Origin of the sequence: Haloprofundus salilacus (genome assembly GCF_020150815.1) — an archaeon.
Taxonomy (GTDB): Archaea; Halobacteriota; Halobacteria; order Halobacteriales; family Haloferacaceae; genus Haloprofundus; species Haloprofundus salilacus.
Genome location: NZ_CP083723.1, coordinates 2,643,845 through 2,668,584, shown reverse-complemented (window position 1 = coordinate 2,668,584; position 24,740 = coordinate 2,643,845). Strand labels below are relative to the sequence as shown.

Annotated in this window: 29 protein-coding genes and 1 tRNA gene; 13 read left to right on the top strand and 17 right to left on the bottom strand. The window is 64.1% G+C overall.

Annotated features, from left to right (window positions below; translation table 11 throughout):
- Positions 1-252 precede the first annotated feature (252 nt).
- Positions 253-489, top strand: a complete 237-nt coding sequence (locus LAQ58_RS19130; protein WP_224450177.1) for an HNH endonuclease — start codon at positions 253-255, stop codon at positions 487-489.
- Positions 490-635: 146 nt separating this feature from the next.
- On the opposite strand, the gene LAQ58_RS13800 is transcribed toward LAQ58_RS19130, so the two are convergent.
- Positions 636-708: transfer RNA gene (locus LAQ58_RS13800), tRNA-His, on the bottom strand.
- A gap of 179 nt (positions 709-887) precedes the next feature.
- Here LAQ58_RS13800 and LAQ58_RS13795 point away from each other — a divergent pair.
- Complete coding sequence (locus tag LAQ58_RS13795) at positions 888-1,343, top strand: DUF5814 domain-containing protein (RefSeq protein WP_224448024.1); 456 nt, start codon at positions 888-890, stop codon at positions 1,341-1,343.
- 25 nt (positions 1,344-1,368) lie between these two features.
- On the opposite strand, the gene LAQ58_RS13790 is transcribed toward LAQ58_RS13795, so the two are convergent.
- From LAQ58_RS13790 to LAQ58_RS13765, 6 genes are all read right to left on the bottom strand, one after another.
- A complete protein-coding gene (locus LAQ58_RS13790) occupies positions 1,369-1,785 on the bottom strand; it encodes a DUF8146 domain-containing protein (protein ID WP_224448023.1) in 417 nt (138 codons plus the stop codon).
- A gap of 69 nt (positions 1,786-1,854) precedes the next feature.
- Positions 1,855-3,258, bottom strand: coding sequence for a hypothetical protein (locus LAQ58_RS13785; protein ID WP_224448022.1), 1,404 nt, complete (start codon positions 3,256-3,258; stop codon positions 1,855-1,857).
- Positions 3,259-3,354: 96 nt separating this feature from the next.
- Entirely contained in the window at positions 3,355-3,588 is a 234-nt protein-coding gene (locus tag LAQ58_RS13780; RefSeq protein ID WP_224448021.1) for a hypothetical protein, read from the bottom strand.
- The gene (locus LAQ58_RS13775; protein WP_224448020.1) at positions 3,578-3,799 is read right to left on the bottom strand and encodes a DUF8118 domain-containing protein; all 222 of its coding nucleotides are present in this window, start codon (positions 3,797-3,799) and stop codon (positions 3,578-3,580) included. Before LAQ58_RS13775 ends, LAQ58_RS13780 begins: the two co-directional genes overlap by 11 nt.
- Before the next feature lie 265 nt (positions 3,800-4,064).
- Positions 4,065-4,658 carry an RPA family protein gene (locus LAQ58_RS13770; protein WP_224448019.1) on the bottom strand — a complete coding sequence of 198 codons (594 nt, stop codon included), beginning with the start codon at positions 4,656-4,658 and terminating at the stop codon, positions 4,065-4,067.
- A gap of 1 nt (position 4,659) precedes the next feature.
- A complete protein-coding gene (locus tag LAQ58_RS13765; protein WP_224448018.1) occupies positions 4,660-5,595 on the bottom strand; it encodes a replication factor A in 936 nt (311 codons plus the stop codon).
- A 277-nt stretch (positions 5,596-5,872) separates the two neighbouring features.
- Here LAQ58_RS13765 and LAQ58_RS13760 point away from each other — a divergent pair, with 277 nt between their 5' ends.
- The 3 genes from LAQ58_RS13760 (at position 5,873) to LAQ58_RS13750 (ending at position 7,569) form a co-directional block, all read left to right on the top strand.
- A complete protein-coding gene (locus tag LAQ58_RS13760) occupies positions 5,873-6,154 on the top strand; it encodes a DUF7091 family protein (protein ID WP_224448017.1) in 282 nt (93 codons plus the stop codon).
- 62 nt (positions 6,155-6,216) lie between these two features.
- Positions 6,217-7,233 (top strand): mannose-1-phosphate guanylyltransferase, encoded by a 1,017-nt coding sequence (locus LAQ58_RS13755; protein WP_224448016.1) that lies wholly within the window; start codon positions 6,217-6,219, stop codon positions 7,231-7,233.
- Between the two features lie 159 nt (positions 7,234-7,392).
- The gene (locus tag LAQ58_RS13750; protein ID WP_224448015.1) at positions 7,393-7,569 is read left to right on the top strand and encodes a hypothetical protein; all 177 of its coding nucleotides are present in this window, start codon (positions 7,393-7,395) and stop codon (positions 7,567-7,569) included.
- Positions 7,570-7,588: 19 nt separating this feature from the next.
- On the opposite strand, the gene LAQ58_RS13745 is transcribed toward LAQ58_RS13750, so the two are convergent.
- The 4 genes from LAQ58_RS13745 to LAQ58_RS13730 form a co-directional block, all read right to left on the bottom strand.
- Positions 7,589-8,416, bottom strand: coding sequence for a hypothetical protein (locus LAQ58_RS13745; RefSeq protein WP_224448014.1), 828 nt, complete (start codon positions 8,414-8,416; stop codon positions 7,589-7,591).
- A gap of 493 nt (positions 8,417-8,909) precedes the next feature.
- On the bottom strand, positions 8,910-9,695 hold the full coding sequence (locus LAQ58_RS13740; protein ID WP_224448013.1) for an SDR family oxidoreductase: 786 nt from the start codon (positions 9,693-9,695) through the stop codon (positions 8,910-8,912).
- Between the two features lie 79 nt (positions 9,696-9,774).
- Complete coding sequence (locus LAQ58_RS13735) at positions 9,775-10,236, bottom strand: Tfx family DNA-binding protein (protein WP_224448012.1); 462 nt, start codon at positions 10,234-10,236, stop codon at positions 9,775-9,777.
- Positions 10,237-10,325: 89 nt separating this feature from the next.
- Positions 10,326-10,778, bottom strand: a complete 453-nt coding sequence (locus LAQ58_RS13730; RefSeq protein ID WP_224448011.1) for a TRAM domain-containing protein — start codon at positions 10,776-10,778, stop codon at positions 10,326-10,328.
- Positions 10,779-10,867: 89 nt separating this feature from the next.
- Between LAQ58_RS13730 and LAQ58_RS13725 the strand changes: the two genes are divergently transcribed.
- Complete coding sequence (locus LAQ58_RS13725; protein WP_224448010.1) at positions 10,868-11,554, top strand: hypothetical protein; 687 nt, start codon at positions 10,868-10,870, stop codon at positions 11,552-11,554.
- Between the two features lie 112 nt (positions 11,555-11,666).
- Here the strand turns inward: LAQ58_RS13725 and LAQ58_RS13720 are convergent, their stop codons facing one another.
- Complete coding sequence (locus tag LAQ58_RS13720) at positions 11,667-12,662, bottom strand: radical SAM protein (protein ID WP_224448009.1); 996 nt, start codon at positions 12,660-12,662, stop codon at positions 11,667-11,669.
- Positions 12,663-12,773: 111 nt separating this feature from the next.
- Between LAQ58_RS13720 and LAQ58_RS13715 the strand changes: the two genes are divergently transcribed.
- Both LAQ58_RS13715 and LAQ58_RS13710 read left to right on the top strand, forming a co-directional pair.
- Positions 12,774-13,130, top strand: a complete 357-nt coding sequence (locus LAQ58_RS13715; protein WP_224448008.1) for a DUF202 domain-containing protein — start codon at positions 12,774-12,776, stop codon at positions 13,128-13,130.
- A 65-nt stretch (positions 13,131-13,195) separates the two neighbouring features.
- Positions 13,196-14,353: a DUF373 family protein gene (locus LAQ58_RS13710; protein WP_224448007.1), complete on the top strand. Its 1,158-nt coding sequence runs from the start codon at positions 13,196-13,198 to the stop codon at positions 14,351-14,353.
- A gap of 33 nt (positions 14,354-14,386) precedes the next feature.
- On the opposite strand, the gene LAQ58_RS13705 is transcribed toward LAQ58_RS13710, so the two are convergent.
- The 4 genes from LAQ58_RS13705 to LAQ58_RS13690 all read right to left on the bottom strand — a co-directional run bounded on the left by LAQ58_RS13705 (position 14,387) and on the right by LAQ58_RS13690 (position 18,564).
- Positions 14,387-15,229: a polyprenyl synthetase family protein gene (locus LAQ58_RS13705; protein ID WP_224448006.1), complete on the bottom strand. Its 843-nt coding sequence runs from the start codon at positions 15,227-15,229 to the stop codon at positions 14,387-14,389.
- A 340-nt stretch (positions 15,230-15,569) separates the two neighbouring features.
- Positions 15,570-16,517 (bottom strand): electron transfer flavoprotein subunit alpha/FixB family protein, encoded by a 948-nt coding sequence (locus LAQ58_RS13700; protein ID WP_224448005.1) that lies wholly within the window; start codon positions 16,515-16,517, stop codon positions 15,570-15,572.
- Entirely contained in the window at positions 16,514-17,302 is a 789-nt protein-coding gene (locus LAQ58_RS13695; protein WP_224450176.1) for an electron transfer flavoprotein subunit beta/FixA family protein, read from the bottom strand. The genes LAQ58_RS13700 and LAQ58_RS13695 overlap by 4 nt, the downstream gene beginning before the upstream one ends.
- A gap of 95 nt (positions 17,303-17,397) precedes the next feature.
- Positions 17,398-18,564: a DUF7345 domain-containing protein gene (locus tag LAQ58_RS13690; RefSeq protein ID WP_224448004.1), complete on the bottom strand. Its 1,167-nt coding sequence runs from the start codon at positions 18,562-18,564 to the stop codon at positions 17,398-17,400.
- Between the two features lie 231 nt (positions 18,565-18,795).
- Here LAQ58_RS13690 and LAQ58_RS13685 point away from each other — a divergent pair, with 231 nt between their 5' ends.
- Together LAQ58_RS13685 and LAQ58_RS13680 are read left to right on the top strand one after the other, a co-directional pair.
- Positions 18,796-20,112, top strand: coding sequence for a DUF7096 domain-containing protein (locus tag LAQ58_RS13685; protein WP_224448003.1), 1,317 nt, complete (start codon positions 18,796-18,798; stop codon positions 20,110-20,112).
- Positions 20,113-20,319: 207 nt separating this feature from the next.
- Positions 20,320-20,808 (top strand): type IV pilin domain-containing protein, encoded by a 489-nt coding sequence (locus LAQ58_RS13680; protein ID WP_224448002.1) that lies wholly within the window; start codon positions 20,320-20,322, stop codon positions 20,806-20,808.
- A gap of 127 nt (positions 20,809-20,935) precedes the next feature.
- Here the strand turns inward: LAQ58_RS13680 and LAQ58_RS13675 are convergent, their stop codons facing one another.
- Positions 20,936-21,559: a methyltransferase domain-containing protein gene (locus LAQ58_RS13675; RefSeq protein WP_224448001.1), complete on the bottom strand. Its 624-nt coding sequence runs from the start codon at positions 21,557-21,559 to the stop codon at positions 20,936-20,938.
- Between the two features lie 187 nt (positions 21,560-21,746).
- Here LAQ58_RS13675 and ahaH point away from each other — a divergent pair, with 187 nt between their 5' ends.
- The 3 genes from ahaH to LAQ58_RS13660 all read left to right on the top strand — a co-directional run bounded on the left by ahaH (position 21,747) and on the right by LAQ58_RS13660 (position 24,734).
- Positions 21,747-22,079, top strand: coding sequence for an ATP synthase archaeal subunit H (gene ahaH, locus LAQ58_RS13670; protein WP_224448000.1), 333 nt, complete (start codon positions 21,747-21,749; stop codon positions 22,077-22,079).
- Positions 22,066-24,267, top strand: coding sequence for a V-type ATP synthase subunit I (locus LAQ58_RS13665; protein ID WP_224447999.1), 2,202 nt, complete (start codon positions 22,066-22,068; stop codon positions 24,265-24,267). Before ahaH ends, LAQ58_RS13665 begins: the two co-directional genes overlap by 14 nt.
- A gap of 203 nt (positions 24,268-24,470) precedes the next feature.
- Positions 24,471-24,734, top strand: coding sequence for a F0F1 ATP synthase subunit C (locus LAQ58_RS13660; protein ID WP_224447998.1), 264 nt, complete (start codon positions 24,471-24,473; stop codon positions 24,732-24,734).
- The last annotated feature ends 6 nt before the right edge of the window (positions 24,735-24,740 follow it).

Below are 24,740 nucleotides of genomic sequence, written 5' to 3'. Positions count from 1 at the left end.
TAGCCATCAAAGTGGATAAGTTCAGTGTGTACCGACCGCGTCAGGCTCCACTTTGGACTAGATTCCAGGAGACGGCAGGTTACTCCCTCGTTCCGAGGTTTACCCAAACATCTCTTTTCATATGTATTTCTGCTAAAGATACCGCTGTCGGGACCGCAGTGCTGAATAGATTCTCTGTATTCAGCACGGCCTCGCCAACCTATCCCTGATTGAGAGTTTCAACAGAACCCCGGGAATTCAGCTTTTCTAAACATACAGTCTCGGTGTGGCAGTACGCGCGATGAACTCGATCGAAAACCGGATGTCCACCACATTGTCCCTGTTCGGTGGTTCACCAACTCGGGTGAACATCAAAAAGAGGACGCTCACTTCCTCGAAAACGTGATTTCGCTCTGTATTCGCTGTCACCGGAAAGCCGACTTCGGGAAGATCACCCGAGACGAACTGTGGTCACTCATCGGTGTGGAAGATCCCGTGTTCGATTCATAGCGACCGACGCCCAAGCATCTCTGAAATAGTAAATCGCCCCAATGAGAAGGTTCTATCAATCTATTGTAAAGTTCACAAGTTTCAGACGTTGGTGTAGATCTGCTTAACGATGGTTATAGGCCCACAAATTATCAATAGAAAAACAGGTCCAGGTGCGAGAATCGAACCCGCGTCTCAGCCTCCACAAGGCTGAAGGATGGTCCACTACCCCAACCCGGACACATCCAATCGTACTCTTCTGCGATTCAAATACGTTACGACTTACTGTGCATTCGCTATCCGGCGACAGGGCACACGCTCACGGCCGCGCGACCACCGCTCGCCGTTCAATGAATTGCGACCAGCAGAGTGGAGAGGCGAGACGCTTTTGGGGCCGACCCGTCTATCACCGTTCAACAGTGGCCATCACGGACAAAATCTATCTGAAGAACCACCGTCAGATCGCCTCTCAACTGGAGACGAGCATCCCGAAGGGCGCGTTCAAGGGCGCGACGCTGGACGTGCTCTACACGGGCGACGGTCTCGAAAAACTCGACGAGGCGACTCGCGAGCGGGTGCTGGACTTCGCGCAGGATTTCCTCGACTGCGACTGCGACACCAACCCGTACTGCGGCCACCCCGAGCGCAAGTTCGTCAGCTACCTGCTGGACCTCCGCGCGCAGGGTCTCGGTCCCGACGCCATCGTCGACGTGATGACCGACGACTATATGCTGTACGCCTACCCCGGCGACGTGCTCTCGTTTCTCGACCAGTCGGTGCGGACGCTCGAAGCGGTCGAATCGCTCGCCGCCGTCGACGGCAACCGGGAGATGCAACAGAAGTCTGCCGAAGCGAAGCAGTCGCTGACGCGGTAACGACGGAACCGGAGGAGAACGACCGTCAGCCCAGACGGAACGGCTGGTCGTCGCGTTCGCCGTCCAACTCCTCGAGTTGAATGACGTCCTCGTCGTCGCCGTCGAGTTCTTCGAGTTGCTCGCGGAGGTAGTTGACGTAGCGCTTGTGCTCCTCCAGTTGCTCGCGGAGGTGTTCGGTCTCCAGTTCGAGGCGCTCGTGCTCGCGGATGAAACTTTTCGGAACCTCGACGGTCGGCGGGAACCCCGTTGCGCCGTCGTCGTAACTCCGTTCTAACTCGTCTTCGGGGACGACTCGTACCTGACCGTCGTGGGCAACGAGCGTGTCCACGTAGTCGCGAAACACCGCCGACAGCGAGATGTCCCGCTCCTCGGCGATCTCGCGGAGCGTCTCGAACGCGTCCTCGTTGACGCGGAACGAGATAGTCTTGTTTTTGTTGCCCATATTCTGGATTTGGGACCTCGTGGTACTTAATCATTCGTCAGACGAGTAATCAGTTCCATCGCCTGTACGTCACGTTCGAGATACCGTGTCTGAACCGCTGCCGTCGCTCACTCCCGACCGCACGAACGTCTCCGCGCTCCGCTCGTCCACGTCGAACTGCACGCCAGTCACGTCGACGATGGAATCGACGACGCTGACCCGGTCGGCGGCGACGACGCGCACGCCGTCGCGCTCGCGCCCCGACTGTCGAATCTCACACTCTCGAACCGTCGAGTCGTGTCGGCGGTTTCGGACGTCGACCGCCATCCGGCCGTACGTTCCGACGCCGTCGGCGTCGCCGCGAATCGTCGCGTCGAGGAGTTCGAGTCGCCGGTCGAGCGTCGTCGGGTCGACCGTCTCCCCGTGTTCGACCATCGACGGCGCGTAGAACGGATCGCCCTTCGCTGCGAGCGACCGCACCGCGTTTACACCGTCGGCGTCGACGACGATGCTCGTCTCTTCTATGCGGAGGCATCCCGCCTTCGCGCCGTGGACGATTGCGCCCGATACGCTCGGCACCTCGTCCGATTTGCTGCCCGATTCGACGTCGCTTTCGACGACGCCGAACGACTCGGCGACGACGACGTCGCAGTCGACGACGCGGGTGCACTCGCCTTCGCGCGCCCAGATTCCGCGCGTCGTCCGCTCGGTGGGAACCGCTGCGAGGTCGTCCAGCGCCACGTCCACGTTCTCGACCAGCGCGTTCGGGCCACCCGTCCGAACCTGTACGACGTTGCTGTTGGCGTACCGTCCGCCGCGGACGACGAGCGGTCCGGCGTGGGCGCTGGCGTAGAGACCCTCGGTCCACCCCTCGACGCAACAGTCGACGAACGCCACGGTCCCACCGGGCCGGAAATCGTCGCTCGCTTCGAGCGTCGGGTCGACGAAGAGGGCCGACGCCATTCCGCCGTCGCACAGGTCGACGCGTTCGACGAGCAACTCGGTTGACTCGCCGGCGCATTCGAGAAGCACCGCCTGATTTCGGCTCCGGTTTCCGGACCGGCCCTCCCCCGAGTAGTCGTTCGGGTTGTAGGGACCGACGACGCGGTAGTCGCGGAGGCTGTTCGTCCCGCCGTCGACGACGAGTTTCGTCCGCGCGGGGTCGTCGGGTCGCTGTTCGAGGTCGAACCCCTCGACGTGCACGTCGCTGGCGTTGCGGAGGTGGATGGCGTCGTGGAGGCCCGTACCGTTCGAGACGAGTGTCGCGCCGTCGGGCGCGTACAGCGCCGCGTTCGAAAGACCTTCTGCTCGGAGCGGTTCGAATAAGTACGTCCCGGGCGAAAATCGAACGAGCGTGTCGTCGTCGAGGTGCGGTGCGACGTCGAACGGCGTTTGGCCGTCGGGGTCGGCACCCACGTCGATGGCATCGACCACGGTCGCGTACTCGTCGGGCGCGGGCGAACTGACGACGGGCGTGGCTGGTGGCGTCTGCATGGCGACTGTGGAGGGTACGGTCGCCTGGCGCATCAGTGACGGGGCCGGGGGACAGTTCGCTCGCGAGTCACGACGAATGAGGGTAACAGCGCGAGGTCAGGCGTGACTCTCTCGACGCGACCGCCCGTCTCCGTGTTCGCGTCGCGGAGCTTCGTCTCCGTCTTCGGTGCTGGTGTCGTCCGCGCTGTCGGCGCTCGCTTCGTCCGCGTAGGCGTCGATTCGCTCCTCGTCGAGACGTTGTTCCTCCTCGTCGTCGGTATTCGAGTCGACGCCCATCTCCGCGTACACTCGTCGCCAGTCGGCGCTCGGCGAGTCGCGGTCAGTCGGCATCGCCGCCTCCCTCCCTCTCGACGTCCGAACCGCAACGGAAACAGCCGTCGCGAAGGCGCGGGTCGACGCTCTCGAACCCGCAGCGTTCGCACCGCCAGTAGCGGTGGTCGAGGCGGCCGTGGTCGTCGTAGGCGCGGTGCGGTCCGGTGACGTTTCTCTCTCTGTGCTCCGATTCCGTAGCTTCTTGTGAGAGTGGGCTATCAGTGCTCACTGGGCTTTCCGTGGTTGGGATGCCCGGCGTCCGGGTGCTGCAACACCCGACGCGTTTCCGCTCGCGCCGTGCCGGGCGGCGTTCTGTCGTCGATTCTCTCGGTAGCCGCCGCTCTCCGTGCGACTTCGTCGTCAGTTTCCAGTCCGACCAGGCCACCGCGTTACGACCGCGGCTCCGAACCGGGTGCGCTGGGGGAATGCGTGCGCGCGTTCGGTCCGGAGCGCAGCCGGTGGTGTGTCGCTTGCGATGTCAGTCGATTCGGCGACTACGCTTCGGCTTCGAGCTCGTCGGTCGTCTCGAGGCTCTGGAGCGCGGCGATGGCGGTCTGTCGGTAGCTGTCGACCGGGAGCTCGTACTGCTCGCGGGCCATCCGACCGTACTCGTTGCCCTCGTCGTCGAACCGCTCGACGCGTTCGAGCGTCCGCTCTGCGGTCTCGACGACCCAGCGGTCGCGCGTCGCGGCGTCGACTTTGCTGATGGACTCGGGGCGGACCGAGACGTTCACCGTCCCGTCGTCGGTCTCGTACGTCCGCGGTTTGCCGACGATGGAGACGTACGCCGGCGCGTCGAGTTCGCGGAGCGTGCTCGCCGCTTCGGGCTGGTACTGCCCGGCGTAGACGAAGAACGTCCCGGTGGGGTCGACGATGCGGCCCCGCCAGTATTCGTTGTCTTCGCCGACGTCTTCCTTCTCGGTCAGCGTGCCGACGAGGAACACGCGGTTCGCCTGCGCGCCGGAGGGCAGCAACAGGTAGACGGGCGCGCGCTCGTCGTCGGACTCTTTGAACGTGTATGCAGCGTCGTTGAACTCTTGGGCGAAGACGCGTCGGGCGACTTCGCGGGTGGGTGCGGATTGACTCATTTCACATCGACCTCGCTTTGATGAGCACGGCCTCGGCGTCGATCGGACCGGTGAGCTGTTCGAACTCGTTGACGAGCACGTAGCGGCCGAGCGTCGGCCCGGAGACGCGGTAGTAGCGTCCGAGCACGTCCTCGGCCATCTCGTCGGCGACGATGGTCGTGTCGAGCGCGTCCATCGCCATCTGTTTGGCCTCTTCCAGTGCGATGCCGGTGAGTTCCTCGGTCATCTCCTTGTTGAAGATGACCTCCTGCACCTCGTTGCCGTCGTCGAGGACGCCCTTGATGCGCAGGTCGAACTCGCCTTCGACGCTGCCGTGTTCCGAGCAGCGGCCGTTCTGGAGCACGCGCGTGCAGCCTTCCTCGGGGCAGCGCTTGATGAGGCCGCTGCCGCTCTGGATGTCGACGAACGCGCCTTCGACGCTCACCGAGTCGTCGCCGACTTCGATGTCTTCGTCGAGTTCCGTGATGGTCGTCGTCCGGTTGAGCTTCACCGAGTACCGCCCCTGGTACTCGTCGGTGACGACGTTCTGCAGGGAGTACACCGCTCCCTCCTCCAGTTCCGGTAGCTCGGACGTGGTGAAGGAGACGAACTTGATGGTGCCGGACTCGTCGCCCAGCAGGCCGACCTGCGAGATGGAGTCGCTACGCGGCTCCCACAGTTCGACGAGTTTGACCGTGAGGTCGACCCACTGTTCGTCCTCGTCGATGTCCGCGACTTCGACGGCCTGACTGCCGCCGCCGCCCGCGCGAATCGCATCGCGTTCGAGTCCCGCCTCGTCGAGGTAGTGATTGACGACGCTGCGGCGCGCCTCCTCCACAGGGACCTTGTACTCGTTGACGAGGTTGTCCAGTCGCTCTTCGATGTCGTCTTCGTCCACGTCGAGGTGGTCCGAGAACTGTTCCGCAATCTCCGCTGCGTGTGTACGCAAATCTGTCATGTGGTCTCACTGCCTCTTCTTTGGTTTTCTACGAGAGGCATACGCCCGTTGGCTCCTACTGGTATAAAAAGTTCCGGCACCGAACCGGAAGTGAAGACCGGGGTTTGGCGGCTCCTCTCGCCGCTCTGTGTCGGACGCGTGTCTGACGCTCTGGGCGCTCGAATTCGCCAGATTCGGCGGCGGCTTTTGCCGACAATCTCCCGATTCCCGCCCGGCGAGCGAAAGTGAACGCGTTGACTCCACGAGGATTATTACCGTTTGGCCGCAATTCGAGCGTATGGACCCGCGCCTCGAACGCTTCGTCAGACAGACGTTCCGCAAGGCGGGTCGGCAGTGGGCCGAGTCCAGGCGCGCCTACCGCGAGGGGCAGTCGGGGGGCGTCCCCGACGCGCTCCCCACCGACGAGGAAGGTCGCGCCAAACTCGTCTGCCGCCGCTACGCCGAGCGCAGAGCCGTCGCCGTTGACGACGAGGGCCGCCCCGCCTGCTTCGACGCTGACCACCCCGACTGTCAGGGCTGCGCCGAAGACGTCCGCGCGGGCGTCGTCGAGACGTGGTAAGCTCGGTCTCCCGGCTCAGCTGCAGTCGCCGTCGTTTTTGCCCTCGCACGAGTTCGTGACCCATGGACAGACCGCTCGTCGCGCTCGTACTCGCCGGTGGCACCGGAACCCGACTGTACCCCGCGAGTCGGAGCCACCGCCCGAAACAGTACCTCTCGCTGTCGGCGTCGGACGACGACTCGCTACTCTCGCAAACCGCTGAACGTGCGAGCTTCGCCGACCACTTGTTCGTCTGTACCCGCTCTGATTTCGCCGACGAGATCCCCGAGCACGCCCCCGAAGCGACGGTGCTCGTTGAACCCGAAGGCAAGGACACCGGTCCGGCGCTGACGTACGCGACCCACCGCATCCGCGAGGAAGTCGGTGACTGCGTCGTGCTCGTCCTCCCGAGCGACCACACCGTTTCTGGGAACTTCGAATCCGTCGCCCGCGCGGGCGCTCGCGTCGCGGCCGAGACGGGCGCGCTCGTCACCTTCGGCGTCGAACCCACTCGACCGGACACCGGCTACGGCTATATCGAACCCGGCGAGCGGCGCGAAAAACCCGAACCGCACGCCGACCTCGCGGCGTTCCACGAGAAACCAGATAGTGAAACTGCAGCCGAATACGTCGATTCGGGGTATCTGTGGAACGCGGGCATCTTCGCGTGGACGCCCGATGCGTTCCTCACCGCCGCCCGCGACACGGAACTCGCACCCCTCGTCGACGCGCTCGACGACGGAAACGAAGAAGCGGGATTCGCCGCCGTCGACGACGTGAGCGTCGACTACGCGGTGATGGAGCGCGCCGACCACGCCGCCGTCGTCTCCGCGACGTTCGACTGGGACGATTTAGGGTCGTGGGACGCGCTCGAACGCGTGCTCGACGCCGACGAGGACGGTAACGTCGCGCTCGGCGACTATCTGGCCATCGACGCGGCGGATAACGTCGTCGCCAGCGACGACAAACACGTCTCGCTGGTCGGCGTCGACGGACTCGCCGTCGTCGCCTACGACGACCGGGTGCTCGTCGTGCCGAAGGAGGGGGCGCAGCGCGTGAGAGAGGTGGTTTCGGTGCTGAAGGCGGAGGGGCTATTCTGAGCTTGGGATTGGTGCCCTCCGGAATTTCTTCCGCTTCGAACTATCGCCCCTCGTGCTACCCGTCTTGAATCCGTTATGTTCTGCTTCGCCCCTTTATCCCAATATCCTCCCTTGACGTTACGGAGGTAGATTTATCACTTCTCAATTATCAGAAAAATCATGGAACTCCCAGAAGATTATTTCAAGTTTCGGATGGTGTTTGCAGGGGTCGTTGGAATTCTCATTCTCGTGGGACTTGTCGTCTCTTCAGTCGTTACTGGACCGGCTGGATACGCCCTTACTTTAGCAATAACCGGAATAATAGTGGGCGGAGTTTACTGGCATCTCAAAAAATGATATTTGGAGCGTCTTTGAACTACCCTGTAGTGACTTCGATATCGACCGGTGCGAAGTAGACAATATCACTTGGTTTTAGGTCACTCGCCTCCCTGGGAGTGAAACCGTATTTTAGAGGATTTCTCCTGATCTGTTTTGCCGACACTGTACTGATCCCCTTTGACTCCAAAGACGAGGCTGACATTCGCGTCAGCGAAGACGGGCTCGTTTCTGGTGCAGCGAAGTTTACTAGAAATTCCGTCTCTGCGCTGAGGAATTTCCCGGTACCATCATATCTCTCTGCCGACGCGTAGTCCGTGGCTGTAAACCCGGCGCGTTCGCCAGGATCGCATTCCGCATCGAATCTATTGAAGATTTCACTCTGAGGAGCACCGCTGAATGCGTCACCCCAAGTCCAATCGCGATTGATGACCTCGCCTCCAGCGTCCTCAAATAAATCCGTCAGGTGAACGAGAACTTCAAATGCGGTTAGGGCATCCCCGAGTACCGGGATGATACCTGCGAAGTCACCCGCTAAGTTCGAGATGTGGTCGTACTCATCGGCCTCCTCTTGTTGAGTTGTTCCGCTACCCACCCAGTATTTCGTATCATTAGTGTTCCACTTGTTGTGGCTTGATGTGACATCCGTACTATTGCCTTTCATCCCATTGTAGGTGTTGTCACCGTCGTAGGAGATGGAGTTGGTCAACATCTCGAACTTGATTTGCCAATAGTCCACCGTACCACTCACTGCTCGGGCATCGTACTGACGGAGAAGAGTTCCATGCTCGAGGATCTTACTCCCGGACGAATCACTGTCGGAATCTTCGAAGTCACGGTTTACCGAATCTGCTGCAACCGTCTGCATCAGAGGTCGAACTCCGCCAACTACTCCGGTACCCGCTGCTACGATCTTAATCGCGCTTCTCCTGCTCGCTTTATATTGTCTATCTCCAATCGCAATTATAAGATTCTAAATCAGTAATTTATAATTTATCCTCTGGTGGTATAATCAGCCTAGACGAATTTATAAATGATAAATAGGATAGATAGAATATAGTACACAGCCGAAGAACTCCAGTACTGATGTACAGAAACTTATCAATTCGGATATATTAATGGCGGTTGTATGCTGAGGTAGCCATTAGCAGCCCAAGATCATTCATTACGTCATTGACTGTTAGTCCCGTCCACGCACAATTGACGTTCATCTTCGACAGCGACAGAGAGGTTAGCACCAATATGGTGGATGAACAGTCCGCCGACGAGAAAGCCGACGCGATGCGGAGCAAAATTCGTCTTAGAACGGGCCGATCTCCCGACAAGATTCCGCCCTCGACCGGTGACTGAGGCCATGAGGGCTAGCTCCGCAGCTTCCCGCCGTCGACGGGGAGCGCGACGCCGTTTACGAAACTCGCGCGGTCGCTCGCGAGGAACGCGACGGTATCGCCCAGTTCCTCGGGCTTGCCGATGCGGCCCATCGGGATGCCGTTCGACCAGCCCTCTAGCCCTTCCTCGTAGCTATCGACGTCGCCGCGTTCGACGGCGTCCTCCACGAGTTCCTCGACGCGCGAGGTCTCGTGTGCGCCCGGCAAGACGGCGTTGACTCGCACGTCGGGGGCGAACTCCCGCGAGAGCGACTTGACGAGGCCGATGACGCCGCGGCGGACGCTGTTCGAGAGGATGAGGTCGTCGATGACCTCTCGGACGCTCGTCGACGTGATGCAGGTGATGGTGCCCGCGTCGCTCTCCTTCAGGTGGGGTTCGGCCTCCTTGACGGTCCAGACGGCGCTCATCACGAGCAGGTCGTACGCGCCGTACCAGTCCTCGGAGGACATATCGTCGAAACTCCCACTCGGCGGGCCGCCCGCGGAGGTGACGAGGTGGTCCAACTGGCCGAACTCTTCGACGGTCGCCTCCACGAGCGCCGCGACGTCGTCGCGGTCGGTGAGGTCCGTCGGCACCGCGAGCACGTCGCCGTCGCCGACCGACTCCAGTTTCTCGGCCGCCGCGTCGAGTCTCTCCTCGTCGCGGCCGCAGACGACAACGTGTGCGCCTTCGGCCGCCAGCGACTCGGCGCTCGCGTGGCCGAGGCCGCTCGAACTCGCCGTCACCAGTGCTACGTCTCCGGATACTCCGAGGTCCATGTGGTGTGCGAGGCGGCCGCACACAGAAAGTACCTCCCAAGTCGGCAACCCGCGCAGAAGCGTCGGTTGCCCTTGCCCTCTACGTCGACCGCCGGACGCGAACCGCGCCCTCACTGGTGACGCCGACGAGAAGCGGTACTCGAACCTCGCGCCCGCGGATGGCGTCGCCCGCGGCGTCGCTGACGATCTTCATCAGATCGGGGGCGGTGTGGTTCACCTTCACGCCCGCGGCGTCGCAGGCGTCGTACACCTGCTTCGGCACGTCGTAGAGATCCGTCCCCTCCGGCACCTCGACCCGAACGGGAGCGGTCAGCGCCTCGGCGAACGCCACCGTCTCGCGGGCTTTCGCCACGTTGTCGCGGGCGCTGGCCTCGATGCTGGAGACGTTCGCCCGCGACGTGCCGAGGAAATCGGCGATGTCGGACTGCCGGACGCCGCGCTCGCGGAGCGCGAGCACCTCGGCCTGTCGGTGCGTCAGGACGCTCTCGTCGGGCGCAAAGCCCGCCTGTTCGAGTATCTCGGTCACGTCCTGTTCGTCCATACGCGTGCGTCGAACGCCGTCGGCAAAAAGGGTACAGAAAACCGAAAGTCGGGACTGTCCGTGGGGGCCGCGTCGCTGACGGCCGGCGCTTACGAACCCCAGAAGTTGTCGCGGCTACCGAGCGCGGTAGGGCGTTTCGGCCCTCCCCCGTCGCTGTCGTCCTCGCCGTCGCCGCTCTGCTCCGCTTCCGGGTCTTCGGACTCGGGGTCCATCGGGAGTCGTTCGACCTCCTCGGCGCGGGCGTGACTCGACTTCACTTTCGTAATCTTCACTAGCGCCCGCGCGTCGGGGAGAACCCCGTCGACGAACACGATGAAACCGTCCTCGGTTCGCCCGACGCCTGCGCCGCTCTCGTGGATGTCGGTCACCTCGACGACGACCTCTTCGCCGGGTTTGACGGGCTGTTGCTTCAGGTCGCGGATGGGCATGCTGTAGTGGTTGCACCACTCGGCGCCGCCTCGGTCGCCGTAGTGTTGGCATCCCATTCCCTGGATTCGCTCCGAAAAACTCGGGCACTCGTCGGCCAATGGACAGTCCGGCATGGACGTGACTACTCAGGGTGTCGTCTAAACGCTTGTGTATCGCTCACCGGGTCGAAACCCGTTTTGCCGCCCCGTTCGAACGTTCCGTCATGGGTCGTCACGTCCCGGAGTTCGCGCTCGTCACCGGGGCGTTTCTCTCGCTTTCGTTTCTGGTCTCGTCGCTCGTCCTCACCGGCGACGTCCTCCGGACGACGCTCGTCGCCGTCGCGCTCGGCTACCCGTTCGCCGCCTACGCCGTCGTCCACGACGACGACCCGACGGCCGTGCTCCCGCCGATGGCGGTGCTCGCGCTCGGATGCCTCGTCGGGACCGTCCTCCTCGTCGAGGCGACGCTCGGCGGGATCGCGCTCGCCTCCCCGCTCGCCGGGTTCACGTTCGGTATCCTGTTGGCGCTGCTGGCGCTTCTGCCGCCGCTCGGCTACTACCTCCGGTACGGCGCCGCAGTGAACCCGCTCACCCCCGCTCGGACGGCGCTCGCTTGTCTCGGACTCGCCGTCGGACTCCTCTCGCTCGGATTTATCGCCGACACCGCGTTGTACGCGACGGCGGACGCGCTTCTCGTCTCGCTCACAGGGGGCCTCTACGCCGCTCGACGCGGCGCGTTTCCGTCGCCGTCGACACGTCGGCTGTTCGTCCTCGTCGGCGTCGCCGCCGGTGTCTGTCTCCTGGCCGTCGTGACCGCTCTCGGCGTCGCAGTCGACGAGTGGACCGTCGTCGCCGCGGCGCTCGTGTTCGGCCCGAGCGCGTACTACGCGCTCACCGTCGAGTACGTCTGAGTTGTGGACACGAAAGCAGAGACTACGTCACACTAACGGCGTCCGCTCGCCGACGAGGCTACGCTCGCAATCCTCCTCGCAAAAATCTGGGCCGAAAATATCCGAACCGATCCTACGCCAACGGCGTTCGCTCGACCACTGTCCCGTCGACGGTCGGATACTGCTCGACGATTTCGCCTTTCTCGACGTCGCCCTCCTCGATCATCTCTTCGAGGAGCCACCACGCGAGTTCGACGTGGTCGGATTTGACGGTGTAGAACTCCTCCGGAACGCCGAGTTCCTGCAGTCGTGCCTCCGGTTCCCACGTCTTGCCGTAGACGAGCGTGCCGTCGTCGGTTATCTCATCGAACTCGCGGCGGATGTTGCGGGCCATGCGCTTCAGGCGGTTGCGGTGCTGGGCGGCGTCCTTGAAGACGGAGGTACAGAAGTAGACGCGCTCGTGGTCGCCCATCACGTCCAAGATGGCCTCCTTCGAGCCGTCGACGGCCGACATGTGGCCCTCCTGCAGTTCGTAGCCCTCCTCCTGCATTCTTCGATAGTTCCCGTCGGACATCTCGAACTCGTTGACGTTGCAGAACTCGGCCGCGCCCTCGTCGAGGAACTCCAAGAACTCCTCCTCGGCGCGGATGCCCGGAATCTCGAAGGCGGGCGTCAGCCCTTCCTCGCGGGCGATGTACAGAATCTCCTCCCACTCGGTGCCGTGCATCTCGCCCCACAGTTCCAAAGGCGGGTGGAACCGAATCTCGTCGAGTCCGGCCTCGGCGAGGCGGCACATGTTCTCGCGACCCCCCGTGATACCGGTGTAGAGGTGAGTGTGGTGGTCCTCGCCGAACTCCTCCTTCAGGAGGCGGAGGTACCGGCAGGTCTTGTCGAGCGCCTCCTGCGGTTCGCCGCCGGTGATAGAGGTGCCGAGCGCGTCCATCCGCTTGGCCTCGCGGATGACGTCCTCGTCCTCCTCGACGAGTCGCTCGTTGGCGTACACGTCGGTGACGTTCTTGCGATTCTCGCCGAGAGGGCAGTAGAAACAGTCCCGCTGGTCGCAGTACCCGTAGACGAAGAGTACCATCTTCCCACCCATAGCGCACTGTTCGCAGCCCTTCGAAATCATTCGCTATCGACGTTGTATTCGGCGCAGCGTCAAAAGGCGTGCGACTCGTCTTTCGCTCGCGTGTGGTGGCTGTTCGCATTCGGTGCGCGTCTGCACTCGGTGTCCACGACGATGTTCGACGTCTGCGACGAAACGCGCTTTCGCGTCGGCGTCGAACTGTCGACGATGGCCGACTTTGGCACCGACCCGTCCGACGACGCGTCCGCGTCGGCAACGTCGCACCGGGATTTGGCGGTCGAACGAACGCGTCTCGCCCGCGAGCGGACGACGCTCGCACACGTCAGAACGGGGTTTTCGTCGTTTCTGTTCGGCGTCGCACTGTATCGGCTGTTCGTCGGCGATGCGACCGACACGCTGGGGCTGCTGTTCGTCGGCATCGGCATGTTCTTTCTCGTCACCGGCGGCGCGTCGTATCTGTCGAGCCGTCGCCGACTCCGGCGCGTCCTCTCAGAACTCGAAGGCCGATAACTGGCCGACCGGAGAGCGCCGACGCTCCCGAAAGCAAATATAGCATGCTGGCGTAGCCGCTGACGATGCTGCTCGTCCTCTGTGTCGACCTTGACGACGACCTCGGCCGCAAAACCGGCGTGAGGACGCCGGTAGTCGGTCGCGACGCCGTCGAGGACGCCGCGGTCGCGCTCGCGACGGCCGACCCGGAGGACTCCGACGTAAACGTCCTCTTTCAGGGCATCCACGTCCACGACGACCTCGTTTCCGAGTTCGCCGACGGCGACCCCGACGACGCCGAGGAGGTCGAAGTCGCCGCCGTCACGGGTCTCAACGGCAACGACGTGAAGGCCAACCGCGCCGTCGGCGACGAGGTCGACGAAGTGTTAGCGGGTCTCCAGACCGGCGAGAACGTCCGCGCCGTCGTCATCACCGACGGCGCGCAGGACGAGTCGGTGCTGCCGGTCATCCGCTCTCGGGTCCCCATCGACAGCGTCCGGCGAGTCGTCGTCCGGCAAGCGCAGGACCTGGAGTCGATGTACTACACGATAAAGCAGGTGCTCGACGACCCCGAGACGCGCGGGACCATCCTCGTCCCGCTTGGCATCCTGCTGCTCATCTACCCGTTCGTCACCATCGCGACGCTGTTCGATGTCGAAGGCGCGACGGTGCTCGGACTCATCTCCGCGCTCCTCGGTCTGTACGTCCTGTTTCGCGGACTCGGTTTGGAACGGTTCGTCGACGACGCGGCAGCGCGCGCGCGGAACATCCTCTACGCCGGACGGGTGACGCTCATCACCTACGTCGTCGCCGCTGCGCTCATCATCGTCGGCGGCGCGCAGGGCGTCGAGACGATACAGGCGGTCGAACGCGCCGTCGGCGGGTCGCTCACCGCCCCGGCGTTGGCGGCGGCGTTTGTCCACGGCGCGGTCCAATGGTTCGCCGCGGCGGGCGTCACGAGCAGTCTCGGCCAGGTGACCGACGAGTATCTCGTCGACGAGTTCAAGTGGCGCTACCTCAACGCGCCGTTCTACGTCGTCGCCATCGCGCTCGTACTCTACGCACTGTCGGGCTTTTTCCTCTCGGGGCTGCTCCCGGCGGGCGAGACGGTAGCGCTGGTTCGGACGCTCACGTTGACTGACCTCGCGCTGGCGCTCACGGCGGGGACGCTGCTCGGCGTGTTGAGCACGCTCACATTCGCCATCGCGGAGTCGAAGTATCCGACCGGCGCGGAACCGGCATAAGAAGCGAGAGTCGGCGTCCGGAGGCGACGAACGTCAGCGCTCGCGGACGACGACGAACTCCGCGAGATCGCGGAGATACTTTCTCGCGTCCGACTCGGAGATATCCGTCGCGTCGAGCGCGTCGAGCGCCGCCTCCGACTGCGCTCGGGCGCGTCCGTCGGCCTCCTCGGGCGTCAGGTCCGTAATCTGGACGAGCGACGGGCGTTCCATCGTCTCGTCCTGTCCGGCGGGCTTGCCGAGGTCCGCCGAGTCGGCCGTCGCGTCGAGCACGTCGTCGCGAATCTGGAACGCGATGCCGACGCGCTCGGCGTACTCGCCGAACGATTCGACCGCGAACGGGTCCGCTCCCCCGGCGACCGCGCCGACTTCGGCGGCGGCGCGGAACAGCGCACCCGTCTTCCGGCGCGCGAGTTCCATGTACTCCTCCTCGTCCGTCGGTTGCGCGACGAGCTCCGTCGCCTCGCCCTCGCCGAGTTCGACCATCGACTCGGCGACGACCTGCATCGCCTGCTCCTCGGCCGAAAAGAGCGCGAACGCCTCGCCGAGCAGGCCGTCGGAGGCGAGAATCGCCGACCCGTAGCTGTACTCGGCCCACGCGCTCGGCGTCCCCCGGCGAAGATCCGACCGGTCGATGATGTCGTCGACGACGAGCGACGCGTTGTGGACGAGTTCGACGCCGACGGCGAAGTCGACGGCGTCGGCTGGGTCGCCGCCGACCGCTTCGCAGACGAGGAGCGTCACCGTGGGTCGCACGCGTTTGCCACCCGCGAGGGAGACGTGGCCGAGTTGCTCGGACAACTCGTCGGGTTCGACCGACTCGACGACCGCTTCGAGACGGTCGTTGACCATCGCGACCCGGCGCTCCAAATACTCCATTATCGGACAGGTAGGGGTGGTCAGGGAAGTACGTACCGAAACGGAGAGAAAACGAGTCCGCCACTTGGTGTCTTTCCTCGGCCGATTTCACGCGGGACTGGTCCGCGAGCGAGGCCATTCACAGCACGCGGTTCTGTCACGTGCGAAAACCGCTTTGCGATCTTCGGCCGACGAACGAATGGAAGCGCGGCTTGCCGCGCTGAAATGAGTGAGGAGTGCTTTTGATGAACCTTTTACCGAGCGAGGCCGCGAAGCGGCCGAGCGCGGTTCGAGAGACGCCTACGGCGTTTCTCGTCGTCTCGAAAGGCGCTACGCGCCTTTCGGCGACAGCGAAAAAGGTTCAGGAGAACTGCTCGATCAGTTCTGGAACGACCTCGAACAGGTCCCCGATGATGCCGTAGTCGGCGATGTCGAAGATGGGGGCGTTCGGGTCAGTGTTGATAGCGACGATGGTGTCGGAGCCTTTCATCCCGGCGACGTGCTGAACCGCCCCGGAGATGCCGACGGCGAGGTAGACGTCCGGCGTGACGACCTTGCCGGACTGGCCGACCTGCCGGTTCGGCGGGAGCCACCCGGCGTCGACGATGGGCCGCGACGAGGAGAGGGTCGCGCCGAGCGCGTCGGCGAGTTCCTCGACGAGTTCGAGGTTCTCCTCCTCCTCGATGCCGCGACCGACCGAGACGAGCACGTCCGCCTCGGTGATGTCGACGTCGCCGCCGGTGACCTCCTCGAAGCCCAGCACGCGGGAACCGAGTTCGCCCTCGGGGCTGTAGTCGAACGCCGACACCTCGGCGTCGCCCACGTTCGTCGCGGCGGGCCACTCGCCGCCGCGAATCGTGACGGCGACGTGTTCTGCATCCACGTCGACGGTCGTCTCGACCTTCGACTCGTACATCTCGCGGGTCGCCGTGAGTCCATCGTCGTAGTCGAAGTCGACGGCGTCGGAGACGAGCGGCAGGTCGAGCGCGTTCGCGACGGCGGGCGCGTAGTCGAGACCGTTGACACTGTTGGGCATCAACAGGACCGCGGGTTCGAGTTCGCCGTAGAGCGCCTCGACCGCGCCCGCGTACACGTCGTGGTTGAACTCCTCGCCGTTCTCGACGGTGTGGACGGCGTCAACGCCGTCGAGATTGAGGTTCTCGGCGAACTCGTCGACCTCGCCGCTGATGACGGCCACGTGGAGGTCGCCGCCGGTCGCGTCGGCGAGCTGTCGGCCCGCGGTGACGAGCTCGTAGCTCACGTCGCGGAGGTCACCGCGGCGGTGGTCGGCGATAGCGAGGACGGTCATTGTGCGCCCACCCCCTTCTCGCGGAGAACGTCCGCAAGTTGGGCGGCGGTCTCCTCGGCGTCGCCCTCGAAGATGGTGGCGTCCGATTCGCTCTCGGGTTCGCGCATCCCCGTGAGTTCGATGGGGCTGTCGAGCGCCGAGGCGTCGAGACCGAGGTCGTCGAGTCCCATCGGGGCAATCTCCTTGCGCTGGGCCTGCCGAATCCCGCGCAGGCTCGCGTAGCGCGGCTCGTTGATGCCCGTCTGGATGGTGAACACCGCGGGGAGATCGACTTCCGTGAGTTCCTCGACGCCACCTTCGAGTTCGCGGCGGACGTTGGCGACGCTCTCTTCCAGTTCGAGTTCGTTGACGACGGCGGCCCACTCGAAGCCGACGGCGTCGGCGACGGAGACGCCCGTCGCACCGAAGCCGTCGTCGGAGGCCTGGACGCCGGTCAGCACGAGGTCGGGTTCCTCCTGCTCGACGACGGCGGCGAGCAGTCGCGTCTTCGCGGCCACGTCGAGCAGGTCGACGCTCTCGAACGCGTCGTCCCAGACGCGAATTGCACGGTCGGCGCCCTTCGCGAGCGCCATCCGAATCGTCTCCTCGCTCCGTTCGGGACCGATGGTGACGCTGACGACTTCGACGTCGTCACCGCTCTCGGCGATCTGTACCGCCTCCTCGACGGCGTAGTCGTCCCACTCGTTGAGGTCGTACTCGAGGTACGCCTCGTCGATTCCGAGCCCGTCGATCTCGAAGTCGTCTTCGACTTCGGCGACTTCCTTGACGGTTACGAGAATCTTCATCATCGACCACTACCTCCACTCGTCGGTAAACGTTTTCGGAACGAGAGGGCGAAAAACGACGACGCGCGACAAATTCTCACTCGGCGACGAGTTCGTTATCGCCGTTTCCCACCGTTGCCGCTGGTGTCGCCGTCTCCGTCGTCGTCGCTGTCGCCACCGTCGTCGGGGAGCGAAATCAGGTTCTCGCGGCCGAGGCGGAGTTTTTCGACGCGTCCCTCGTCGGCCAAAGACGAGAGCAACTGCGAAACCTTCGCGTCGGACCAACCGGTCTCCGCGACGATGTTGGCCTGTCGCATCCGGCCGCCGTTGCGTTCGAGCAGTCGTTCGACGCGTTCGCCGTCCGAGAGCAGCGAGAGGTCGACGTCGTCTTCGACCGCCGGTTCTTCGGGCGATGGGTCGGCGACGGATCCCCCGCCGTCGTCGGTCGGTCGAGGCGTCGTCGACGGGCCGTCGACGGTGACGATCTTTTCGTCGGCCTCGTCGAACTCCTGTCGACGCCGGAGGACGACGGCGGCGATCATCGCCGCGAAGACGAGTACTGCGCCGACGCCTGCGATGAGTGCGAGGTCGTTCTCGTTCTCGCCGCCGGGCGTCAGGCGTCCGGGCCCCGGCGAGTCGTACGAGACGAAGATGACGTTACCCGTACCCGACCTGTCAGTGAGGTCGCGGGGACCGTCGACGACGAGCGAGTCGTTGTCTTTGGTCGCCTGGAAGTTGCTCTGTATCTCCCAGTTCGTCGGCGTTCGGATGACGAGTTGCTGGTCCGCTGTGAGGCGGGGGAACCACGTCCCGCCGTCGGGGGTCTCGAACGCGTCGCTGACTCTGAGTCCTTGGTCCGTCTCCTGCGCGAAGTTCGTCCACGTGAACGTCATGTTCAGGACGCCGGTCTCGTTCCGAACGGTGCCCTCGTAGGTGACGTTCTGTATCTCCATCTGGCGGCCTGTCGCCTCCGAGGAAAGGGTCGCGAACTGCTCGAACGTCCCTTCGTCGACCGTGGCGTTGGCTTCGCCGTTTCGGAGGTCGGCGACGAGTTGTTCGAACGCCGCCGTGCTGTTGTCACCGCGCAGCGGATAACGCGTGACGACCGACCACCTCGCGTCGCCGTTGCCTTGGATGGCGATGACGAGTTGCGTCTTCGGCGGTTCGTCCGTCTGGAACGCCGTCGCTCTCTGTCCGTCGTCGGTACCGACGACGGCGGCGGCCGGTGGAGCGAACCCGGCTGAGAAGACGAGGAGGGCGAGCACGAGGGCGGCGTACCGCATACAGTTCACCAACTCTCAGGGGTACGGCAAAACGCTTTCCATCGGACGTCCGACAGGCGTCCGACCGCCGGACGCCACGACGCCGCCACAGCAGGGTGTCGCCACAGCTACACCGCAGGTTCGGTTCCGTCTGATTGCGGCCGCGGATCCGCCACCGCCGATTCGTGTCGGTAGGTCGTCGTGTGTCGGACAGCGACCGGTTTTAATATGATGGCTGTGTACGCGCCGTTGATGAGACAGTCCGCCGCGCTGGTCACTGCGGTCCTCCTCCTGGTCTCGTCGGTCGCTGGCGTCGTCGTCGCCGCGCCGCCGGCCGTCGATTCCCCGACCTCGCCCTCCGCCGAGTCGCCGACCACCGAATCGAATCTCTCGCTCGCCGAGATCCACAACGAGACGAGCGTGTTGATGCTTGACGACGACGCGACCGCCGCAGAGTTCGGAACGTCGTCGTCGAATCTGAGCGCCGCGTTGAGCGTCCGAGAGACGCGACTGCAGACCGACCTCCGGACGCGAACGATGCGACAACGACTCGCCGCCATGGAGAACGAAGACGAGCGCCGCAAAGCGGTTCTGCGCGCGCTGACCGAACTCGAAATCCGCGTCGACGACCTCCGCGCGGAGGAGCGGGCGGCGCTGGCCGCCCACGCCGACGGGGAGCTCTCCGCCAGGGAACTCCTGATTCGACTGGCGCACGTCCACACCGAGGCGGCGGAACTCCGAGAGAACGCGACGATGCTCGCGACGACGGCCGACGACATCGAGTCGTTCAACATCGACGGTCGGGTCGGATCGGTCAAACTCGAACTGCAGACGATGCGCGGACCGATTCGTGAACGCGCCGCGAACGCCCTCCGCGGCGGGGACAGTTTCACCCGAACGTTCGTCCAGACCACCGACGACGGTGTCGTCCTCTCGACCATCGACGACGGCGTCTACGTCCGCGAGGTGTACGACGGGACGCGGCGCACCTCCGAGGCGTCCGGACGGATCTCCGTCGGCGACCTCCCCGATGTGATGGAGCGGGCGTATCCGGTCATCATGCAGCGCGGCGAGTTCAACAGTCCGACCGGCGTACAGGCGAGCAACATCTTCGTCGGTAAGGTGCAGTACGCCGGCGGCGACCTCACCGCCTACGTCGATCGCGGAAACGACGGACAGGTGTTCAGGGAGATCCAGCGAATCCGCCTCGACGGCGTGCACGTCGGCCAAGCGGTCGACAACACTCGTTCGGGACTCGAACTGCGGGTCAACCAGACTTACGCCGGCGGGCCGCTCCGCATCGAACTCGTCAACGCGGCGACTGGCGACCCCGTACAGGGCAACATTAGCATCGGACGGCCGGACAGTAACGAGCAACCGGCGTTCCTCGGGCGCACGAACGCCGACGGCGTCCTCTGGACGCCCGCCCCCGACGGCGAGTTCGTCGTGCAGGCCATCCGCGGTAACTCCTTCGTCTCCATCGAACTCAGCCCCGACGATGCTATGAACGTCGGTGACCCGAACGACTCGCTCGCGTCGCCGCCGACGCACGTCCGCGTCGTATCCTGATCGGAGTCGCTATAGAGTCGTTTTATGCTGATATCTCTCTCGTCCCCGGATGGGTAGTGAGGGATTTTCTGGTGGTATGAACAGGAGGCGAGCGATTCACCGAAGTCCCACCCTGTGGTGGCCGTTCGGCCGGTTGTCGCTCCCTCAACGTTCGGTGAGTAACTCGACTAAACACCGCCCCCAGATGCAAACGGACCCTTATCACCGATGACCGGACCACTGCGCGACGTGTCGTACCGCTCCCGCGCGTCGGTCCCCGCCGTCGGCATTGTCCTCCTGCTGTTCGTGTCGATCGGTCTTGCCGCCAGCGTCGGTGCCGTCGCGCTCGACCACGCACAGATGTCGTCCGACGGCGCGCGGGCGGTGCTGTCGCTCACGGTCAGTGACGACACGCTGCGGTTCGTCCACCGGGGCGGCGAGACGCTCGACGTGCGCCGCCTCGACCTTCGCGTCAGCGTCGACGGCGCGCCGCTCGCCGAACAGCCCGCGCTTCCGTTTTTCTCCGAGTGGGGCTTTCGTCCCGGCCCGACGGGACCGTTCAATTCCGCCGCGGACGCCCGCTGGAGCGCCGGCGAGACGGCGTCGTTCGCCGTCGCCGACACCAACGACCCCGACCTGACCGCCGGGTCGTCGGTGACCGTCGACATCCGCTACGACGGACGACCGCTCGCGACGCTCTCGGTGGTCGTTCGGTGAACGAGCGTTCGGTGGCCGTCGGCGCTCGACGAACGAGAGAGCCGGAAAGAGAGAACGCGAGAATCGGATGCGAAGCCGTCTCCGGCCGTCGTGCTAGTCGTCTCCGACGCGCTTCGTCTCCGACGCGCTACTCCTCGGGCGCGCGGGCGACGGTGGTGATGGCGATGTCCGGGTCGTACGACGGTCCCATCAGCACGTGTTCGACGTCTTCGAATCCCGCCTCCTCGAACATCCGGTCGGCCTCCTCCTCGTCGTAAAAGAGCATGATGGAGTCGGCGACTTTCTGCATCACCGTCGTCTTCGGGTAGTTCGGGCCGACGACGAGCACCTGCTTGCCGGGTTTGACGATGCGGCGGAACTCCGCGAGCGCGTCGACCGGGTTGGGCCAGTACTCGATGGAACCGGAGGACCAGACGATGTCGAAGCTGTCGTCGGTGAACGGGAGGCGCTCGGCGTCGCCGCGGTAGAATTTGACTTTGTCGCGCTTGCCGAACTTCTGGAACGCCTTCTCCATCTGGTGGACGCTCTGGTCGAGTCCGTGAACGTCGTCGGTGTGCTGGAGCAGTCCTTCGGTGCCGAAGCCGGTTCCGCAGCCGACGTCGAGGACGCGATCGCCCTGCTCGATGTCGAGTAGCGCCAGCGCCTCCGTGCGCATCTGTTCGTTCCAGATGAACGGGTTGACCTGGTCGTACACCTTCGAGAGGTACTTGTAGAACAGTCGCGCCCGTCCCTTGTCCTCGAGGATACCCATTGTCGGCGGTTCGGACTCGGCGGGCATAATCCTGCGGATTCTCCGGCAGCGACCGGTTCGGCGTCCGGACGGTCCCGCTGTCGGTGCAGTCGTCGGCTCCGCGAAAGCCCGCCGCGTTCGAGTTCCTGCGACGGGTTCCGCAAACACCTTATACGGCCGTGGTGCAAGTTTCCAACGATTAGTGAGTATGCCGAGACCAGAGGTTCTCGAACGGATCAAGTCGGCCGAATCCGACGCCGACGACATCATCGCGCAGGCTGAGCGCGAGCGCGACGAACTGATCTCCGACGCCCGCGACCGCGCCGAGCAGATTCGGGCCGAGGCAGAAGCGGAGGCGTCCGAATTAGAGGAGCGCCGTCTCGCGGAGGCCCGCGAAGAGATCGAGGCCGAACGCGAGACTATCCTCGAGGAGGGCGAGCGCGCCCGCGAGGAACTCGTCTCCGAGGCGCAGTCGAACGTCGAGGAGGCGGTAGAGTATACCGTAGAACGGTTCGAGGAGGCGGTGCATGCTCAGACCTGAACAGATGAGTAAGGTCTCGGTGACCGGGTCCAAGCGGTTCATGGACGACGTCATCGAGACGGTGCACGACCTGAACCTCCTGCACGTAACCGACTACACCGACTCGTGGGAGGGATTCTCGCGCGGTGACCCCGTCTCTGGTGCCGAGGAAGCCTCGGACAAACTCGTCACCGTCCGGTCGCTGGAGAGCATCCTCGACGTCGACGATGACGACGCGGGGCCGACTCGAACGTTCGACGACGACGAGGAAGTCGAAGCCGAACTCGCGGAGATCCGCGCCGAGGTCAACGAACTCGACGACCGCCGCGAAGACCTCCGCGACGACCTCCGAAACGTCCGAGAAGACATCGACGCCGTCAAACCGTTCGCGGACCTCGGCATCGACCTCGACCTGCTGTCGGGCTACAACACCCTGCAGGTCGCCGTCGGCGAGGGGAACCGCAACGAGGTCGAGCGCGCGCTCGCGGACGCCGAGACGATCGACGCGTTCGAGATCTTCGAGGGCGACGACGTGTTCGCGGTCTTCGCGTACCCCGAGGACGCGGCTGAGGGCGCGCTCGACGAGGCGCTCGTCGGCACCGACTTCTCGACGTACGAGATTCCTCAGTCCGAGTCGAGTCCCGAGGAGTACGTCGACGAACTCCGTCACCGTGAACAGCAGATCGAGTCCCAACTGTCGAAGGTCGAGAACGAACTCGAGGAGGTCAAGGTCGACGCCGCAGGCTTCCTGCTCGCCGCCGAGGAACAGCTCTCCATCGAGGTCCAGAAGACCGAAGCGCCGCTCTCGTTCGCGACGACGGAGAACGCCTTCGTCGCCGAGGGCTGGATTCCGACCGAGCGCTACACGCAGTTCGCGAGCGCGCTCCGCGACGACGTGAGCCAGCACGTCGAAGTCGAGGAGATAGAACGCGCGAGCTTCAAGAGCGGTGGACACGAGGCGTGGATCGACCAGGTCGACGGTTCGACCGGCGAACCCGCGGCCGCCGCCGACGGCGGCAGCGGCGACGACGAAGTGCGCGCCGACGGCGGCAACAGCGTCGTGATGCAGCGCGACGACCCGCCCGTTATTCAGGATAACCCGGGCGTCGCCAAGCCGTTCGAGGTGCTCGTCAACGCGGTCAGCCGACCGAAGTACAACGAGTTCGACCCGTCGGTGCTCGTCTTCCTGACGTTCCCGGCCTTCTTTGGGTTCATGATCGGTGACCTTGGCTACGGTGCCATATACACCGGCATCGGCTACTACCTCTACACGAAGTTCGACAGCGAGGCGTTCAAGAGCATGGGCGGGATTACCATTTGGGCCGGCCTGTTCACGATGCTATTCGGCGTGCTGTACGGCGAAATCTTCGGGCTGCACCTCATCTCGACGTACTTCTGGGAGGGGGCGCTCGGACTCGGTCACGCACCACTGCTGAAGGGTCTGTCGCCGTCCCAGATCGGCTGGGCGACCGGCTGGCTGGTCGTGAGTGTGCTCGTCGGTATCTTCCACCTGAACCTCGGGTGGATTCTCGACTTCGTCGAGGTCAACGAGCACCACGACCTCAAGCACGCGGTGTACGAGAGCGGCTCGTGGCTCCTCATGCTCAACGGCCTGTGGGTGTTCGTCTTCAGCGACATCCTGAAGGGCACCGCCCCGGAGTTCGTCTACCAGACGTTCTCGGCTAACGGCGTGATTCCACTCGGCTTCACCGGCTTCCCAGCCATCGTCGGCTGGATCGGCATCGCCGCGTTCTTCGCCGGAGTCGTACTGCTCGCCCTCGGCGAACCGATCGAGGTCGTCGAGGCGCTGAACGTGCTCGTCAACGTGCTGTCGTACACGCGGATCGCCGCGGTGCTGCTCGCGAAGGCGGGAATGGCGTTCGTCGTCAACCTCCTGTTCTTCGGAGCGTACCAGCACCACGGCGAGTTCCACTTCATGCTCAGCTACGGTCCGGAGTACGTCACCAGCGAGTACGGGGCCGAAGCGATCATGTATCCCGGCCTCGTCCACGGCGGAGCCGCGCTCGTCCTCGTCGGCCTCGTCGTGCTCGTGCTGGGCCACCTGCTCGTGCTCGCGCTCGGCGTCACGAGCGCCGGCCTGCAGGCGGTCCGTCTCGAGTACGTGGAGTTCTTCGGGAAGTTCTACGAGGGTGGCGGCAAGGAGTACGAGCCGTTCGGCTACGACCGGCGATACACCACCGAGGACTGACGCCTCGCCGCTCACGCCTTCGTTTTTAAACCCTGAAAGCGACTGCCTCGGTAGACTGTGACATCCGAAAGTGGCCCGAATCGCTCGCTTTCGCCACCGCTGACGGACTTCTTTGGGAAGCTTTATGACGGCTGTGCGGTCAAATACGAACTGTTCGGAGACGACCGAAAACAGTACCACACGGTACTGACGACTCATCCACTATGTTCGAAACCCTACCCGAACTCGCAAACGTTGCATTGCAGGCAGAAGGAACCGCCAGCGGCCCCGCCATCGAGCCGTCGGCGGCAGCGGCGCTCGCCGTCGGCCTCGCCGCGTTCGGCGCGGGCTACGCCGAGCGCGGTATCGGTGCCGCGGCAGTCGGCGCTATCGCCGAGGACGAGAGCCTCTTCGTGCAGGGCCTGATTCTGACGGTCCTGCCGGAGACGCTCGTCATTCTCGCGCTCGTCGTCATCTTCCTGGTCTAAACCAGC

What these genes read in the sequence shown, in the direction of transcription:
- LAQ58_RS13665 (WP_224447999.1), top strand. Translation starts at nt 22,066, where the DNA reads ATGCTCAGACCTGAACAGATGAGTAAGGTCTCGGTGACCGGGTCCAAG.
- LAQ58_RS13685 (WP_224448003.1), top strand. Translation starts at nt 18,796, where the DNA reads ATGAGACAGTCCGCCGCGCTGGTCACTGCGGTCCTCCTCCTGGTCTCG.
- LAQ58_RS13690 (WP_224448004.1), bottom strand. Translation starts at nt 18,564, where the DNA reads ATGCGGTACGCCGCCCTCGTGCTCGCCCTCCTCGTCTTCTCAGCCGGG.
- ahaH (WP_224448000.1), top strand. Translation starts at nt 21,747, where the DNA reads ATGCCGAGACCAGAGGTTCTCGAACGGATCAAGTCGGCCGAATCCGAC.
- LAQ58_RS13735 (WP_224448012.1), bottom strand. Translation starts at nt 10,236, where the DNA reads ATGGACGAACAGGACGTGACCGAGATACTCGAACAGGCGGGCTTTGCG.
- LAQ58_RS13740 (WP_224448013.1), bottom strand. Translation starts at nt 9,695, where the DNA reads ATGGACCTCGGAGTATCCGGAGACGTAGCACTGGTGACGGCGAGTTCG.
- LAQ58_RS13765 (WP_224448018.1), bottom strand. Translation starts at nt 5,595, where the DNA reads ATGACAGATTTGCGTACACACGCAGCGGAGATTGCGGAACAGTTCTCG.
- LAQ58_RS13745 (WP_224448014.1), bottom strand. Translation starts at nt 8,416, where the DNA reads ATGCAGACGGTTGCAGCAGATTCGGTAAACCGTGACTTCGAAGATTCC.
- LAQ58_RS13725 (WP_224448010.1), top strand. Translation starts at nt 10,868, where the DNA reads ATGGGTCGTCACGTCCCGGAGTTCGCGCTCGTCACCGGGGCGTTTCTC.
- LAQ58_RS13695 (WP_224450176.1), bottom strand. Translation starts at nt 17,302, where the DNA reads ATGAAGATTCTCGTAACCGTCAAGGAAGTCGCCGAAGTCGAAGACGAC.
- LAQ58_RS13755 (WP_224448016.1), top strand. Translation starts at nt 6,217, where the DNA reads ATGGACAGACCGCTCGTCGCGCTCGTACTCGCCGGTGGCACCGGAACC.
- LAQ58_RS13760 (WP_224448017.1), top strand. Translation starts at nt 5,873, where the DNA reads ATGGACCCGCGCCTCGAACGCTTCGTCAGACAGACGTTCCGCAAGGCG.
- LAQ58_RS13680 (WP_224448002.1), top strand. Translation starts at nt 20,320, where the DNA reads ATGACCGGACCACTGCGCGACGTGTCGTACCGCTCCCGCGCGTCGGTC.
- LAQ58_RS13705 (WP_224448006.1), bottom strand. Translation starts at nt 15,229, where the DNA reads ATGGAGTATTTGGAGCGCCGGGTCGCGATGGTCAACGACCGTCTCGAA.
- LAQ58_RS13700 (WP_224448005.1), bottom strand. Translation starts at nt 16,517, where the DNA reads ATGACCGTCCTCGCTATCGCCGACCACCGCCGCGGTGACCTCCGCGAC.
- LAQ58_RS13780 (WP_224448021.1), bottom strand. Translation starts at nt 3,588, where the DNA reads ATGCCGACTGACCGCGACTCGCCGAGCGCCGACTGGCGACGAGTGTAC.
- LAQ58_RS13675 (WP_224448001.1), bottom strand. Translation starts at nt 21,559, where the DNA reads ATGGGTATCCTCGAGGACAAGGGACGGGCGCGACTGTTCTACAAGTAC.
- LAQ58_RS13785 (WP_224448022.1), bottom strand. Translation starts at nt 3,258, where the DNA reads ATGCAGACGCCACCAGCCACGCCCGTCGTCAGTTCGCCCGCGCCCGAC.
- LAQ58_RS13720 (WP_224448009.1), bottom strand. Translation starts at nt 12,662, where the DNA reads ATGATTTCGAAGGGCTGCGAACAGTGCGCTATGGGTGGGAAGATGGTA.
- LAQ58_RS13710 (WP_224448007.1), top strand. Translation starts at nt 13,196, where the DNA reads ATGCTGCTCGTCCTCTGTGTCGACCTTGACGACGACCTCGGCCGCAAA.
- LAQ58_RS13750 (WP_224448015.1), top strand. Translation starts at nt 7,393, where the DNA reads ATGGAACTCCCAGAAGATTATTTCAAGTTTCGGATGGTGTTTGCAGGG.
- LAQ58_RS13715 (WP_224448008.1), top strand. Translation starts at nt 12,774, where the DNA reads ATGTTCGACGTCTGCGACGAAACGCGCTTTCGCGTCGGCGTCGAACTG.
- LAQ58_RS13790 (WP_224448023.1), bottom strand. Translation starts at nt 1,785, where the DNA reads ATGGGCAACAAAAACAAGACTATCTCGTTCCGCGTCAACGAGGACGCG.
- LAQ58_RS13770 (WP_224448019.1), bottom strand. Translation starts at nt 4,658, where the DNA reads ATGAGTCAATCCGCACCCACCCGCGAAGTCGCCCGACGCGTCTTCGCC.
- LAQ58_RS13730 (WP_224448011.1), bottom strand. Translation starts at nt 10,778, where the DNA reads ATGCCGGACTGTCCATTGGCCGACGAGTGCCCGAGTTTTTCGGAGCGA.
- LAQ58_RS13660 (WP_224447998.1), top strand. Translation starts at nt 24,471, where the DNA reads ATGTTCGAAACCCTACCCGAACTCGCAAACGTTGCATTGCAGGCAGAA.